Annotated in this window: 12 protein-coding genes; 7 read left to right on the top strand and 5 right to left on the bottom strand. The window is 54.4% G+C overall.

What is annotated here, in order from left to right:
* Positions 1–164: 164 nt before the first annotated feature.
* The gene (gene djlA / locus BS640_RS01700) at positions 165–983 is read right to left on the bottom strand and encodes a co-chaperone DjlA (protein WP_084911716.1); all 819 of its coding nucleotides are present in this window, start codon (positions 981–983) and stop codon (positions 165–167) included.
* A 199-nt stretch (positions 984–1,182) separates the two neighbouring features.
* On the opposite strand from djlA, the gene lptD reads away from it, so the two are divergent.
* The 6 genes from lptD to apaH all read left to right on the top strand — a co-directional run bounded on the left by lptD (position 1,183) and on the right by apaH (position 8,027).
* A complete protein-coding gene (lptD, locus tag BS640_RS01695) occupies positions 1,183–3,534 on the top strand; it encodes an LPS assembly protein LptD (protein WP_017493382.1) in 2,352 nt (783 codons plus the stop codon).
* Between the two features lie 73 nt (positions 3,535–3,607).
* A complete protein-coding gene (gene surA / locus BS640_RS01690; RefSeq protein WP_017493383.1) occupies positions 3,608–4,903 on the top strand; it encodes a peptidylprolyl isomerase SurA in 1,296 nt (431 codons plus the stop codon).
* A complete protein-coding gene (gene pdxA / locus BS640_RS01685) occupies positions 4,893–5,945 on the top strand; it encodes a 4-hydroxythreonine-4-phosphate dehydrogenase PdxA (protein ID WP_038328252.1) in 1,053 nt (350 codons plus the stop codon). The genes surA and pdxA overlap by 11 nt, the downstream gene beginning before the upstream one ends.
* Positions 5,938–6,771 (top strand): 16S rRNA (adenine(1518)-N(6)/adenine(1519)-N(6))-dimethyltransferase RsmA, encoded by an 834-nt coding sequence (gene rsmA, locus BS640_RS01680; RefSeq protein ID WP_017493385.1) that lies wholly within the window; start codon positions 5,938–5,940, stop codon positions 6,769–6,771. The genes pdxA and rsmA overlap by 8 nt, the downstream gene beginning before the upstream one ends.
* 19 nt (positions 6,772–6,790) lie before the next feature.
* Positions 6,791–7,168: a Co2+/Mg2+ efflux protein ApaG gene (gene apaG / locus BS640_RS01675; RefSeq protein ID WP_017493386.1), complete on the top strand. Its 378-nt coding sequence runs from the start codon at positions 6,791–6,793 to the stop codon at positions 7,166–7,168.
* A gap of 4 nt (positions 7,169–7,172) precedes the next feature.
* Positions 7,173–8,027 carry a bis(5'-nucleosyl)-tetraphosphatase (symmetrical) ApaH gene (gene apaH, locus BS640_RS01670; RefSeq protein WP_017493387.1) on the top strand — a complete coding sequence of 285 codons (855 nt, stop codon included), beginning with the start codon at positions 7,173–7,175 and terminating at the stop codon, positions 8,025–8,027.
* Positions 8,028–8,114: 87 nt separating this feature from the next.
* On the opposite strand, the gene folA is transcribed toward apaH, so the two are convergent.
* Complete coding sequence (folA, locus tag BS640_RS01665; RefSeq protein ID WP_017493388.1) at positions 8,115–8,603, bottom strand: type 3 dihydrofolate reductase; 489 nt, start codon at positions 8,601–8,603, stop codon at positions 8,115–8,117.
* Between the two features lie 433 nt (positions 8,604–9,036).
* Here folA and BS640_RS01660 point away from each other — a divergent pair, with 433 nt between their 5' ends.
* The gene (locus BS640_RS01660; protein ID WP_017493390.1) at positions 9,037–9,651 is read left to right on the top strand and encodes a LysE family translocator; all 615 of its coding nucleotides are present in this window, start codon (positions 9,037–9,039) and stop codon (positions 9,649–9,651) included.
* Between the two features lie 75 nt (positions 9,652–9,726).
* Here BS640_RS01660 and kefC read toward each other — a convergent pair whose 3' ends face one another.
* The 3 genes from kefC to carB form a co-directional block, all read right to left on the bottom strand.
* Positions 9,727–11,574 (bottom strand): glutathione-regulated potassium-efflux system protein KefC, encoded by a 1,848-nt coding sequence (gene kefC / locus BS640_RS01655; protein ID WP_017493391.1) that lies wholly within the window; start codon positions 11,572–11,574, stop codon positions 9,727–9,729.
* On the bottom strand, positions 11,567–12,148 hold the full coding sequence (gene kefF, locus BS640_RS01650) for a glutathione-regulated potassium-efflux system oxidoreductase KefF (protein WP_017493392.1): 582 nt from the start codon (positions 12,146–12,148) through the stop codon (positions 11,567–11,569). The genes kefC and kefF overlap by 8 nt, the downstream gene beginning before the upstream one ends.
* Positions 12,149–12,319: 171 nt before the next feature.
* Positions 12,320–15,544 (bottom strand): carbamoyl-phosphate synthase large subunit, encoded by a 3,225-nt coding sequence (carB, locus tag BS640_RS01645; protein ID WP_017493393.1) that lies wholly within the window; start codon positions 15,542–15,544, stop codon positions 12,320–12,322.
* Positions 15,545–15,557 lie beyond the last annotated feature (13 nt).

Here is a 15,557-nt window from a genome sequence, read left to right as displayed (position 1 = left end):
TTGCAGAAATAGGGAGGTGAAAAGTGCCAAAGAATCGCCGAGGTGATTATTTTCATGAATTACGATTCAGTTCTAATTTCATTTAGGGGGAAAGCAGGAGGTGAGTTTAGAAAGCGGTTTTGGCCGCACGCGGCGTTCAGCGCGCGCCAACCAAAACCGGTTGCTTATTTAAAACCTTTTTCGCGTTTGATCAGGTCATAGGCTGACTGAATCGACTGCGCTTTTTTCTTGGCCATCTCCATCATTTCCGGCGGCAGGCCTTTCGCGACCAGCTTGTCGGGATGGTGTTCGCTCATCAGCTTGCGGTAAGCACGTTTGATGGTGGTCGCATCGTCTGTCGCAGACACACCCAGCACCTTGCACGCATCCGCCAACGTCGGCCCCTGCGGAGCACGCTGATAACTGCCGTGCGAATATTGGCCCTGCTGGCCGCCACCAAACTGCTGGCCACCTTCCATCATGCTGAGGAACTGATCGAACTGGTGTCTTGAGATGCCCAGCTCTTCGGCGATAACGTACAGTACCTGACGCTCGTTAGGGTGCAACGAACCGTCGGCAAACGCCGCCTGAATCTGAATTTCCAGAAACGTTCTGATCAGATCAAATCGCCCGAAACAGACGCTGCGTAATTGACGCATTTTATCGCGAAGCGGGTAATTTCCGCCTTTACCGACACGAAATGCCTGCTGCGCCGCCTCTCTCTGCTCGCCGTGCAAACGCATTTGGTCCATGAAAAGGCTGGCAATTTGAATATCGGCTTCGGTAACCCTTCCTTTTGATTTGGTTAAATGCCCCATCACCTCAAAGGTGGTGCGGAAAAAAATTGTTTGTCTTGTTTGCTGATCGGAGAAGAATCCACGGCGTTTGGAGGCCCGCGCCTTGTCTACCATATGCCCAATCAGCAACCCCAATACGATTCCCCAGAAGCCTATGCCGGACATTAAGCCCAAGATAAGTCCGAGCAGCTTTCCCCAATACTGCATATACTCCTCAATTCACAATGCCGTCGCGTAAGATTTGCTTTATCATAACCGGCATTTACCGTTGTGCCTAACGGCTACAACGTTAACCCTGTGGATTTTAACACTAGCGCAACGATGATGAGTAAGATAGTCTCTGACCGTTTGCCGGCATGACGCCTCTGATGACGGAACACACATTTTACGTATGAAAAATAGACGTATGAAAAAAAGCTTCCCCACCCTGCTGGCCACAATGATTTGGACGGCACTTTATAGCCAGGGCGCGCTGGCCTCTCTCGCTGAACAATGTATGCTCGGCGTGCCGACCTATGACAAGCCGTTGGTTCAAGGCGATCCTAACCAGCTTCCGGTCAAGATCCAGGCGGATAATCTACAGGGTACCTATCCTAACGGCGCTCTTTATACGGGTAACGTTACCGTCGATCAGGGCAATAGCTCACTGAAAGCCGATCAGGTACAACTCAACCAGATTTCTCATCCTAATGAGGCAACGCCTCTTCGCACGGTCACCGCGACCGGGGATGTGCTGTATTTCAGCGATCAGGTTAAGTTAAAAGGTCCAAAAGCCTTCTCCAACCTGAACACCAAAGATACCGACGTCGAAAAGGGCGACTACCAAATGGTGGGCCGTCAGGGCCGCGGTACGGCCGACATGATGAAGCAGCGTGACAATAACCGCTACACCATCCTGAACAACGGCACCTTTACCTCCTGCCTGCCCGGCGATAACAGCTGGAGCGTGGTAGGCAGTACGGTTATCGAAGACCGTCAGGAAGAGCTGGCCGAAATCTGGAACGCCCGTTTCCACATTGGTCCGGTTCCCGTGTTCTACAGCCCGTATATGCAGTTGCCTATCGGCGACCGTCGTCGTTCCGGTTTCCTTATTCCAAATGCAAAATACGGCAGCAAGAACGGCTTCGAGTTCATGCTGCCTTATTACTGGAACATCGCGCCAAACTACGATGCCACAATTACTCCGCATTACATGAGTAAACGTGGAACCCAGTTGCAGAACGAATTCCGCTATCTGACGCAGTTCGGTGCCGGTCTGATGGAGTTCGACTACCTGGCTGATGACAAGCTGGTTGAGGCTGCTCACCCGGATGTCGATAAAACCAAGCGCTGGATGTTCTACTGGAACCACAACGGAGTTTACGATCAGAACTGGCGCTTCAACGTTGACTACACCAAGGTCAGCGATCCTTACTACTTTACCGATATCGACTCCAAGTTTGGTTCCACGACCGACGGCTATGCCACGCAGAAATTCAGCGTAGGTTATGCCAACGAAAACTGGGACGTGACGCTGTCGACCAAGCAGTTCCAGATCTTCGCCGACTCCTTGACGAGTGCGACCAATGTCTACCGCGCCATGCCGCAGTTGGACATCAACTACTACAAAAACGATCTGGGGCCGTTCGACTTCCATACCTACGGGCAGATTGTCAAATTTACCAACGTTAACCCTGCCTACCCGTCCGCGACGCGTTGGCACATTGCCCCGCAGATTGACCTGCCGCTGAGCAACCGTTGGGGTAGCTGGGATAACGAAGTCAAGGTAATGGCCACCCATTACCAGCAGAACATTTCCAACAGCTATTACGACCTGTACCCGGACTCTGATCTGAAGAGCTCGGTGAACCGCGTCATGCCAGAGTTCAAGAGCGACGCCAAAATGGTGTTCGATCGCACCATGGACTGGAACTCTGGCTATACCCAGACGCTGGAACCGCGGTTGCAATATCTCTACATCCCGTATCGCAACCAGAGCGATATCGAGGAATACGACTCCACGCTGCTGCAAACCGACTATACCGGTCTGTTCCGCGACCAGAGTTACAGTGGTCTTGACCGTATTGCCTCGGCTAACCAGCTGGCGTCCGGTGTGACCTCTCGTATCTATGACGAAAATCTGGTCGAGCGTTTCAACGTGTCTGCGGGTCAGATCTACTACTTCACCCGTCCGCGTACCGGTGATCCTGACAGCAGCCTGGACAAGAGCAACGACACAGGCAGCTTGGTCTGGGCCGGTGACACCTACTATAAAATCAACGATACCATGGCCTTCCGCGGTGGCTTGCAGTACGACACTCGTCTCGACGCGCTGGCGCTGGGCGATGCCGTGTTGGAATACCGCTCCGATTCGGAAAAAATGGTTCAGTTGAGTTATCGTTATGCCAGCCCGGAATATATTGAGGCAACGCTTCCTAACCTCACCAACCCGGGTTATCAGCAGGGCATCTCGCAGGCAGGTATCATTGCCAGCTGGCCTATCGCCGACCGTTGGGCCGTGGTGGCCGCGTACTATTACGACACCAAGGCGAAACAGGCAGCCGATCAGTTGCTGGGCGTTCAGTACAGCACCTGCTGCTGGGCGGTTAACTTCGGCTACGAACGCAAGATTACCGACTGGGATTCAACCAGCCAAACGAGCATCTATGACAACCGCATTGGATTTAACATTGAACTTCGTGGCCTGAGTAGTAATCAAACCCTCGGAACCAAAGAAATGTTAGCCAGCGGCATACTGCCTTATCAACGTGCATTCTGATGCTCGACGGCATGTTGAATTCAGTAAACTTGAAACTTGAACCCGCATTTGCGGTTAAATAAATGGAAAAAGTATGAAGAACTGGAGAACACTTCTCCTCGGCGTGGTGCTTTGTGCTAACACCGCGTTCGCAGCACCGCAAGAGGTTGATAAAGTTGCCGCCGTTGTCGATAACGGGGTAGTTCTGGAAAGCGAAGTCAATGACATGTTGCAGTCCGTCAAACAGCAGGCAAAAGAAGCGAAACAACAGCTTCCTGACGACCAGACGCTGCGCCGCCAGATCCTTGACCGCCTGATTATGGATAACATCCAGCTGCAAATGGCCTCAAAAATGGGCCTTACGCTAACCGATGATGACGTTAACAAGGCTATTGCAGGTATCGCTCAGCAGAACAACCTGACCGTCGACCAGCTGCGCAGCCGTCTGGCTTATGAAGGTCTGAACTACAACGTATACCGTGCTCAGATCCGTAAAGAGATGCTGATTTCTGAAGTACGTAACGGTGAAGTTCGTCGCCGCGTAACTATTCTGCCGCAGGAAGTCGACGCACTGGCGAAACAGCTGTCTGCGCAGACTGATAACGAGGCCGAATACAACCTCAGCAACATCCTGCTGCCACTGCCGCAGAACCCGACTCAGGATCAGGTCGATCAGACCGAAATGCTGGCGAAGAAGATTGTTAGCGAGCTGAACCACGGTGCCGACTTCGCCAAGATGGCGATGACCTACTCTGCCGATCCGCACGCGCTGGACGGCGGCAACATGGGTTGGGGCAAGCTTCAGGGTCTGCCTTCACTGTTCGCTCAGGCGTTGACCAATGCGAAGAAAGGCCAGATTGTCGGTCCTATTCGTTCAGGCGTGGGCTTCCACATCCTGAAAGTCAACGATCTGCGCCAGGCTGACCAGAAAGTGTCTGTTACCGAAGTTCACGCACGTCACATTCTGCTGAAAACTTCTGTCGTTATGACGGATGCGCAGGCGCAGGCTAAACTTGAACAAGTTGCGGCAGCGATTAAAAGCGGCCGTGCCAACTTTGCAGACGAAGCCAGGCAGCTGTCTCAGGACCCAGGTTCTGCGAATCAGGGCGGCGACTTAGGCTGGGCCTCTCCGGACATGTACGATCCTGCGTTCCGCGACGCGCTGCTGAAGTTGAAAAAAGGTGAAATTAGCGCACCGGTTCGCTCTTCCTACGGCTGGCACCTGATTCAGTTGCTTGATACCCGCCAGGTCGACAGAACGGATGCCGTGCTGAAAGACAAAGCGTATCGTCTGCTGTTCAACCGTAAGTTCGCAGAAGAGGCGCAGTCCTGGATGCAGGAACAGCGTGCACAGTCTTACGTGAAAATTCTGGATGGCAATGGACAATAAAACCCACGTGACACAATCAGTGGTGATTACCCCCGGCGAACCTGCCGGGGTTGGACCTGACTTGGTTCTTGCACTGGCTCAACGGGACTGGCCCGTTGAGCTTGTCGTTTGTGCCTGTCCGTCGCTGCTGCTCGCCCGAGCCAAAGCGCTGAATCTGCCAATTCGTCTGCTGGACTATCGCCCAGGCTGTGCCAAACCCCAGGCAGCAGGCACATTGACCGTCCTGCCCGTTCAGCTTGCTGAACCCGCCGTTCCCGGCCAGCTTAACGTCGCCAATGGCCCTTACGTGGTCGAGACGCTGGCGCGCGCCTGTGACGGTGCGCTGAATGGCGAATTTGCCGCACTGATTACCGGTCCGGTGCAAAAGAGTATTATCAACGATGCGGGTATCCCGTTTATCGGTCATACCGAATTCTTTGCCGATCGTAGCCTCTGCGAACGCGTAGTGATGATGCTGGCAACCGAAGAGCTTCGCGTTGCGCTCGCGACAACGCACCTGCCGCTTAAAGACGTCTCGGACGCCATCACTCGCCAGAGTCTGCACGAAGTTATCACCATTCTTGATAACGACCTCAAGACCAAATTTGGCATCGCTTCTCCGCAGATTTATGTCTGTGGCCTCAACCCGCACGCGGGCGAAGGCGGCCATATGGGCCGTGAAGAGATTGACACCATCACGCCAGCGCTTGATTCGCTGCGTGAGAAAGGAATTAACCTGATAGGCCCACTGCCCGCAGATACGCTGTTCCAGCCGAAATATTTGCAGCATGCCGATGCCGTATTAGCCATGTATCACGATCAGGGCTTACCGGTGTTAAAATATCAGGGGTTCGGCCGTGCGGTGAACATCACGCTCGGGCTGCCGTTTATTCGTACCTCGGTCGATCACGGCACTGCGCTGGACCTGGCTGCTACCGGCAAAGCCGACGTGGGCAGCTTTATCACCGCTTTAAATCTTGCCATTAACATGGCCTCAGTCAGCAATGACAACAATCTGTCCGCAACGACAACAACAGTAGTGAAAAAACACAGCAATGAATAATCGAGTCCACCAAGGCCACTTCGCCCGTAAACGTTTTGGACAAAACTTTTTAAAAGATCAGTTTGTCATCGACAGCATCGTTTCCGCTATCCACCCTATGCCGGGTCAGGCCGTTGTTGAAATCGGCCCCGGTCTGGCTGCGCTGACCGAGCCGGTCGCCGCACGTCTGGAAAACATGACTGTTATCGAGCTGGACCGTGATTTGGCGGCCCGTCTCGAGGTGAATCCGAAGCTTGCCAACAAGCTGCGAATCATCCAGGCCGATGCCATGACCGTCAACTTTGGCGAACTGTCTGAAGAGTTGGGTCAGCCGTTACGTGTGTTTGGTAACTTGCCTTACAACATCTCGACGCCGCTGATGTTCCACCTTTTCACCTACACCAATGCAATCAGCGACATGCATTTCATGCTGCAGAAAGAAGTGGTGAACCGTCTGGTTGCAGGCCCGAACAGCAAAGCCTACGGCCGTCTGAGCGTCATGGCGCAGTACTATTGCCGCGTGATCCCAGTCCTCGAAGTGCCGCCTGAGTCCTTCACTCCGGCACCAAAAGTCGACTCAGCGGTAGTACGTTTGACTCCGCATGCGGAAATTCCTTACCCTGTATCGGACATCCGTATTTTGGCACGCCTGACCACCGATGCGTTTAACCAACGCCGCAAAACCATCCGCAATAGCCTGGGTCACTTGTTTACCCCAGAGCAGATGTTAGAGCTGGGTCTGGATCTGAGCATGCGGGCGGAAAACATTTCTGTCGAGCAGTACTGCAAGCTGGCCAACTGGCTTTCGACGCGTAAAAGCAACGAACAGCAGAACAACGAACAGTAACCCTAGCCGGAGTTCCATTATGCTAAATCAGCCTCGAGTCGTGGTTCAGGTTCAAAGTGTTTACATTGAAGCTCAGTCTATTCCCGAAGAGCAGCGTTATGTGTTCGCTTACACCGTGACTGTCCGCAATCTGGGGCGTTTTAGCGTGCAACTCGTTGGCCGCTACTGGTTGATTACCAACAGTAACGGCCAAAAAACCGAGGTTCAGGGCGAAGGCGTGGTCGGCGAACAGCCGGTTATCGCGCCTGGCGAAGAATTTCACTACACCAGTGGCGCCATCCTTGAAACGCCGATGGGCACCATGGAAGGCTACTACCTCATGGTCGATCACCAGAATCAATCCTTCAATGTGGATATCCCTGTGTTCCGCCTTTCGCTGCCTACGCTGATAAATTAATACTATGTCTACATATTTAATTGGTGATATCCATGGGTGTCTGGATGAGCTCAAGGCTCTTCTGACGCGGGTAGAATTTAATCCCCTGCAGGATACGCTCTGGCTGACCGGCGATTTAGTGGCTCGAGGCCCGGCCTCGCTCGATGTCCTGCGCTTCGTGATGGGGCTAGGCGACGCAGTGCGCATGGTGCTGGGCAACCATGACCTGCATCTGCTGGCTATTTACGCGGGGATCACGCCGAACAAACCCAAAGATAAACTCACTGCGCTACTCGAAGCTGAGGATGCGGACCTGCTTATCAACTGGTTGCGCCGCCAGCCTGTCTTGCAGGTCGACGACGAGTTGAAGCTAGTGATGGGACACGCAGGCATCACGCCACAGTGGGACGTCGAGACGGCAAAAATGTGTGCGCGCGAGGTTGAGGCTATTCTGAGCAGCGACAGCTATCCGCTGTTCCTCGATGCCATGTACGGTGACATGCCAAACAACTGGTCTGATGAACTCACCGGCCTCGCCCGTTTGCGCTTCAGCACCAATGCGTTGACCCGCATGCGTTACTGCTTCCCGAACGGTCAGCTGGACATGATCTGCAAAGACGCCCCGGAAGATGCGCCGCGCCCGCTTAAGCCGTGGTTTGCACTGCCAAGCCCGGTTCTGGAACAGGGCTACAGCATCATCTTTGGTCATTGGGCCTCGCTCGAAGGCAAAGGCACACCGGCCGGCGTTTACGGACTGGACACCGGCTGCTGCTGGGGTGGCGAAATGACGATGCTGCGCTGGGAAGATAAAACCTATTTCACGCAGCCAGCGATTCGCCGCAAAGAGAAAGAGAAAGAACAGGCGCCAAAAGCGTCTTAAAAACCCTTTCCCCTGGCAGAATGAAAAAGAAAAAGGCACCCATTGGGTGCCTTTTTGCTTTATAGCATCAGGACAAACGAGGCGAAATTATTCGCCGCGACGATCCAGAATTTCGAAGCAGTAGCCGTGGGTGTTGGCTTCATCGGCGTCGTGGAATTCGCTGAACACGCTTTCCCACTCGTCAGGCTCGTAATCCGGGAAGTGGGTGTCCCCTTCAACTTCGGCATCGATGTGGGTCAGATACAGGCGGTTAGCCTGATTCAGGAACTGGGTATACACGCGCCCACCGCCCATGACCATCACTTCTTCTGCGTTTCCTGCCGCTGACAGTGCTTCTTCAGGGGAGGTTACCCAGGTCACGCCATCGTGACTTCCAGGCTGGCTGCTGATAACGATGTTAAGGCGGCCAGGCAGGGGTCGTCCGATTGATTCGAAGGTCTTGCGTCCCATAATAACCGGCTTGTTCAAGGTGTTGCGTTTGAACCAAGCCAGGTCAGCCGGTAAATGCCAGGGCATGGCGTTTTCCATACCAATAACGCGATCCGCTGCCATTGCAGCGATCAGGCTGATAATCATCGTGAAACCTTTGGTGAAGAGCTAATAAGAACATATTCATGGTTCCGCCGGCAGACGACATACAGCAGACCAGGAACAGATTCTATGTCGGGGCAGAAAAGAGCCACACTATACGGAAAGCCCAATCCGCCGTCGATAGGGAGAATGCGCTCAGATAAAGATATAAGAGACCTCTTAGCAGAGCCGGACTTCATCAGCATAAAACACTGACTCCAGCGGAAGAAAGGCGCTCAAAGCATCAGCCTTAGCGAGCGAGGCAGACAATCATGCCACGCCAAGCATGGAGATAGTTCCCCATGTAAACTGATTAATACGTTTCGGCTGATTAAGTATACAAACGAAATCGAGCAACACAGGCTGCCACTGTTAAAAAAAAAAGATTGGCGTATGATGCCGCCTAAATTTTCTTAGTTAGTTGATGACGGTCAGTTAAATGCTCGAAACCTCTTTGTTTGTCGCGACGATTGCCGCGTTGGGGATGATCTCCCCGGGTCCGGATTTCTTCATGGTTATTAAGAATGCGGCCCGCTATCCGCGCATGGCGGCACTGATGACTTCGCTCGGCGTTGTCTGCGGCGTTATCACCCATATGTCCTACTGTGTGGCCGGTCTGGCGGTGGTGATAACGAAGACGCCGTGGCTGTTTGATCTGTTAAAATACGTCGGTGCAGCCTATCTGATCTGGGTTGGACTTCAGGGCCTGTTCTCGCGCACCAACAGCAAGATGAACCTTGATGGCATCGCGCCACAGCAGGTCACGCTTGGCAAGGCGTTTACTCAGGGTTATCTGTGTAACCTGCTTAATCCGAAGGCGACGTTATTCTTCCTCGCGATGTTCACACAGGTGCTGCAAATCAACTCAACGCTGAGTGAGAAACTGCTGTATGCCTCGATTATCGTCGGTCTGTCGGTTGTCTGGTGGCCGATGCTGGTGGTGCTGATTCAGAGTGGCCCAGTGCGTCGTGGACTGGCAAAGGCGCAGAAGGTCATAGATAAGATGCTGGGCGGGGTGTTGATCGCGCTGGGTATTAAAGTGGCGCTGAGCTGACAACACATAAAAAGGCAAACCTGCCATAGGTTTGCCTTTATAAGATTATCTTTATGTCATTGCCACCGATAATAATTATTTGGCTTCAATAACCTCATTTTCAGGCGCTTTACCGTCAATACTGCCGCGCCAGCTTTGCTGCTGCTCGCCGAGACGCGCCTGATCCTGCTCAATGGCCGCAGAAAGCATATCGCGGGCGCGGGCCAAACTGGCGAGGCGGAACTCGGTGTCTTCGTAGTTTGCCAGCGTGGCTTCGAGCATTTTCACGTTGTAGTGCTTAAACAGGTCCGCCTTCTCGCGGGCCTCGTAGGCGTCTAGCCCCAGAATTTCCAACGTTTCTCGACCGGCGCGCAGCGAGCCTTCAAACAGCTCACGCTCCGGCGCCTCAACGCCCAACTGACGCAGCTGATACCAATGGTCAACGTCGCGCGCGCGGGCGATGATTTTCAGGTTCGGGAAGTTTTCCTTCGCCAGTCGAGTCAGCTCTAAATTAGCCTCCACGTCGTCGATGGCGTTGATCAATACCTTGGCCTGTGCCGCACCGGCGGACTCCAGCAGGTCTACGCGCGTCGCGTCGCCGTAAAACACCTTGGTGCCAAACTTGCGCAGCGTTTCGATGTGGTCAGGATCGTTGTCCAATACCACCGTGTGCACATTGTTGGCGAGCAGCAGACGTCCGGCGATTTGCCCGAAGCGCCCGAAACCGGCAATGATCACGCTGGCGTGCTCGTCGTCGATAATGTCCTGCGGACGAGAGTCCTTCGGCGCATTGCGCTCCAGACGGCTGGCAATCACCAGCAGCACCGGCGTGACGGCCATCGACAGCGCGACCGCCAACGTCAGCGACTTCGCCCAATCCGCAGGCAGCACACCGGCCAGCTGCGCGGCACTGAAGATAACGAAGGCAAACTCACTGCCCTGCCCCAGCAGGATGGCAAACATGCCGCGCTGGCGCTTTGGCACGCTGAGCCAGGGCGCAACAATCCACAGCAGGGCGGCCTTCAGCGCCATAAAGCCCAACAGCAATACGGCAATCAGCAGCGGATGATGCACCAGCGTACCGAAGTCGATAGACATCCCGACGCCGATGAAGAATAGCCCGAGCAGCAGCCCTTTGAACGGCTGAATATCACTTTCCAGCGCGTGTCGGTACTCGGAACTTGCCAGCATCACCCCGGCGAGGAACGCGCCCATCGCCATCGATAGCCCAGCCATCTCCAGTAAAATACCGAAGCCAAACACCAGAAACAGCGCCACGGCGCTGAATACTTCGCGCATGCCAGAGCGGGCCACGAAATGCAGCACCGGACGAGCGACGTAGCGCCCAAGCAGCACCACGATGGCTAACGCGCCGACAACCTTGGCAGCCGAAATGCCGAAGGACGCCAGCGTGGTAGTTTCACCGGTGCTGGCCAAAAGGGGAATCATCGCCACCAGCGGGATAGCCGCGATATCCTGAAACAGCAGCACTGCAAAGGCGCTGCGGCCAATAGGCGTTGGCGTCAGGCTGCGTTCGCTCATCGCCTGCATGGCAATCGCCGTCGAGGAGAGCGCCAGCGTCAGGCCAATCAACAGCGCAATTTTCCAGTCCAGTCCCAGCGCAGCGCAGAAGGCGCTAAGCACCAGTCCGCAGCCGACCATCTGAATACTGCCGCCGCCGAAGACCGAGGCACGCAGGGTCCAGAGGCGTTTAGGGTCGAGTTCGAGACCGATGATAAACAGCATCAGCACCACGCCAATCTCGGCGAAGGTTAGAATCGATTCGGCGTCCGAGACCAGCTTCAGGCCCCATGGGCCAATGATACAGCCGGCAATCAGATACCCCAGCACCGAGCCGAGTCCGAAACGCACGGCAATAGGCACAAACAGCGCGGCCGATCCGAGATAGATAAGCCCCTCGATCATCATGCTGTGATTATCCATTCGCTTCCCCCTCCAATGATTGAGCCTGTTCTGCCGAAGCTGACGACGCGGGATGTGCCGCTTGCCAGTCGAGCAACCGCTGGCGATACGCCTCGCCGCCCGCCTTCAGCGTCACCTCGTTACAGGTAAAGGTATTGTGCAGCGCAAAGTAGGGCTGCCATTTCATGCCGCAGTACAGTGCCGTTGCTTCAATAGGCTGGGCGAGTGCAGCGAAATCAGGATAACTCCCCAGTTGGAAATGCTGCTCGTTACCGCCGGTAGTCACCGCCCACAGGCAGCCTTTACCTTTCAGGGCATCGCCATCATGGCCATAGGCCCAGCCGTGCTCGAGCACTTTGTCGATCCACAGCTTAAGCAGCGGTGGCAGACCGTACCACTGTAGAGGATGCTGGAAAACCACCAGATCGGCCTCTTCCATCGCCTGCTGTTCTGCTTTGATATCAATAGAGAAGTCAGGATAAAGATCGTAAAGAGATCTGATTTTTACATCAGGGAGATCCTTAATTTCCTGAAGCAGATGCTTATTGGCATGGGAATGCCGGGGATAAGGATGGGCGTAGATAATCAGGATCATAAAGCTTCCATATAAAAACGTATTTTATTGAGCATACGCAACTTTGTGCCAGAGGAAAAAAAAACCGTTAATGGGTTCTTAATAAAACAATAAAAAACAAAAAAGAAGGGCACAGCATAATGCTGCGCCCTTCTTAAGTTACAAGACAACAACCGAGGCTAAAAGCCTTGATTAGCCTTTAATTTTTGCGTGCATTTCCTGTACGGAAATCACTTGCTCGGTTGGGTCTGAAGACAGCGCCATGGCGGTAGCAAAACCCCCGTTCAGCGTAGTGTCGTAGTGCACTTTATACTGCAGCGCGCTGCGACGAATTAGCTTGGAGTCTTCAATCGCCTGACGGCCCGCGGTGGTGTTGACGATGTAGCTATATTCACCGTTTTTGATGCGGTCCTGGATGTGTGGACGACCTTCATGCACCTTGTTGACCAGGCGCAGGTTGATGCCTGCTTCGCCCAGTACGACGGCGGTGCCGTGTGTCGCGTCCAGCTCAAAGCCGTGTTTCTGCAGCTTGGCGGCCAAATCAACCACGCGCGCCTTGTCACCGTCACGAACGGACAGCAGCGCACGACCGGCTTTCTTCATCCCAGACAGGCTACCCAGCTGGGCCTTAGCGAAGGCTTCAGCGAAGCTGCGGCCAACGCCCATCACTTCACCGGTAGAGCGCATCTCTGGGCCGAGGATGGGGTCAACGCCCGGGAATTTGTTAAACGGCAGCACCACTTCTTTAACCGAGTAGTACGGCGGGATAACTTCTTCGGTTACGCCCTGCTCGGCCAGTGTCTGACCCGCCATCACGCGTGCAGCCACTTTCGCCAGTGCCACGCCGGTTGCCTTGGAAACAAACGGCACGGTACGCGCAGCACGTGGGTTAACCTCAATCAGGTAAACCTCGTTGTCTTTCACCGCAAACTGCACGTTCATCAGGCCACGAACGGAAAGCTCAAACGCCAGCTTCTCAACCTGTTGACGCATTACGTCCTGAATTTCTTTGCTCAGGGTATAAGCAGGCAGTGAACATGCGGAGTCACCGGAGTGAACGCCCGCCTGCTCGATGTGCTCCATGATGCCGCCAATCAGCACGCGCTCGCCGTCGCAGATTGCGTCAACGTCAACTTCTATCGCATCGTCGAGGAAGCGGTCGAGCAGCACTGGCGCATCGTTGGATACGCTCACCGCGTTCTGGAAGTAACGGCGCAGGTCGATTTCGTCATAAACGATTTCCATCGCGCGGCCACCCAGCACATAAGATGGACGCACCACCAGCGGATAACCGATACCGGCTGCCTTCTCTACCGCCTGTTCGATGGTGGCTACGGTGGCGTTCGCTGGCTGCTTCAGGCCCAGACGGTTAACCGCCTGCTGGAAACGTTCGCGGTCTTCTGCACGGTCAATCGCGTCAGGGCTGGTACCAATAATCGGCACGCCGCAGGCTTCCAGCTCGCGAGCCAGTTTCAGCGGAGTCTGGCCACCGTACTGCACGATCACACCTTTTGGCTGCTCGATGCGGACGATTTCCAGCACGTCTTCCAGTGTTACCGACTCAAAGTACAGACGGTCTGAGGTGTCATAGTCGGTAGAAACGGTTTCAGGGTTACAGTTAACCATGATGGTTTCGTAACCGTCTTCGCGCAGCGCCAGTGAGGCGTGAACGCAGCAGTAGTCGAATTCGATACCCTGACCGATACGGTTTGGACCGCCACCCAGCACCATAATTTTCGGGGTGCCGTTAGTTGGGTTGGACTCACACTCTTCTTCATAGGTGGAGTACATGTAGGCGGTGTCGGTCGAGAACTCGGCCGCACAGGTATCAACGCGCTTGTAAACCGGGTGCAGGTTCAGCTTGTGACGCAGCTTGCGCATTTCGCTCTCAGAGACGCCGACCAGTTTCGCCAGACGCAGGTCGGCGAAGCCTTTACGCTTGAGCACGCGCAGCAAATCGTAGTTCAGTGCGCTAAAGCCGCCCTGAGCAACCTGAGATTCCAGTTTGATCAGCTCTTCAATCTGTACCAGGAACCAGCGGTCGATGTTAGTCAGGTTAAAGATGCCGTCTACGGACATACCGGCACGGAATGCATCGGCGATGAACCAGATACGGTCAGAACCGGCTTCTTTCAGTTCACGACGGATTTTGGTCAGTGCTTCAGGATCGTCGAGGCTCACTTTAGGGTCGAAGCCGCTTGCGCCCACTTCCAGACCGCGCAGCGCTTTCTGCATCGATTCCTGGAAGGTGCGACCGATAGCCATGACTTCACCCACAGATTTCATCTGGGTGGTCAGACGGTCGTTGGCACCGGCAAATTTCTCGAAGTTGAAGCGAGGAATTTTAGTCACAACGTAGTCGATTGAAGGCTCGAATGACGCTGGGGTCTTGCCGCCGGTGATGTCGTTCATCAACTCGTCAAGGGTGTAACCCACCGCCAGCTTGGCGGCTACTTTAGCAATCGGGAAGCCGGTTGCCTTAGAAGCCAGCGCAGAAGAGCGTGATACGCGTGGGTTCATCTCGATAACTATCAGACGGCCGTCTTTCGGATTCACAGAGAACTGTACGTTTGAACCGCCAGTCTCGACGCCGATTTCACGCAGTACCGCCAGAGAGGCGTTACGCATGATTTGGTATTCTTTGTCGGTCAGTGTCTGCGCAGGGGCCACGGTGATGGAGTCACCGGTGTGGATACCCATCGCGTCGAAGTTCTCGATAGAACAAACGATAATGCAGTTGTCGTTCTTGTCGCGGACCACTTCCATCTCGTACTCTTTCCAACCGATCAGCGATTCATCAATCAGCAGCTCTTTGGTTGGGGAGAGGTCGAGACCACGAGTACAAATCTCTTCGAACTCTTCGTGATTGTAAGCGATACCGCCGCCGGTGCCGCCCATGGTAAAGGAAGGACGGATGATGCACGGGAAGCCAACGTCGGCAGCGATAACCAGCGCTTCTTCCATATTGTGTGCAATACCTGAACGTGCCGTGCCCAGACCGATTTTCTTCATCGCGATATCAAAGCGACGGCGGTCTTCTGCCTTGTCAATCGCGTCGGCGGTTGCACCAATCATGGTCACGCCGAACTCTTCCAGTACGCCCTGACGCTCAAGCTCCAGCGCACAGTTCAGTGCAGTCTGGCCGCCCATCGTTGGCAGTACCGCGTCTGGACGCTCTTTTTCGATAATCTTGCGAACAACTTCCCAGTGGATTGGCTCGATATAGGTGGCATCGGCCATGTCTGGGTCGGTCATAATGGTGGCTGGGTTAGAGTTCACCAGAATGACGCGGTAGCCCTCTTCGCGCAGGGCTTTACACGCCTGTGCACCAGAGTAGTCAAACTCGCAGGCCTGTCCGATTACGATCGGACCCGCGCCCAGAATCAGAATGCTTTTTATGTCTGTACGTTTTGGCATTATCTGCTCCTGT

Source organism: Rouxiella badensis (genome assembly GCF_002093665.1).
GTDB classification, from domain to species: domain Bacteria; phylum Pseudomonadota; class Gammaproteobacteria; order Enterobacterales; family Enterobacteriaceae; genus Rouxiella; species Rouxiella badensis.
Note: the sequence above shows the minus strand (reverse complement) of the source record. Positions and strands in the feature narration are given on the sequence as shown.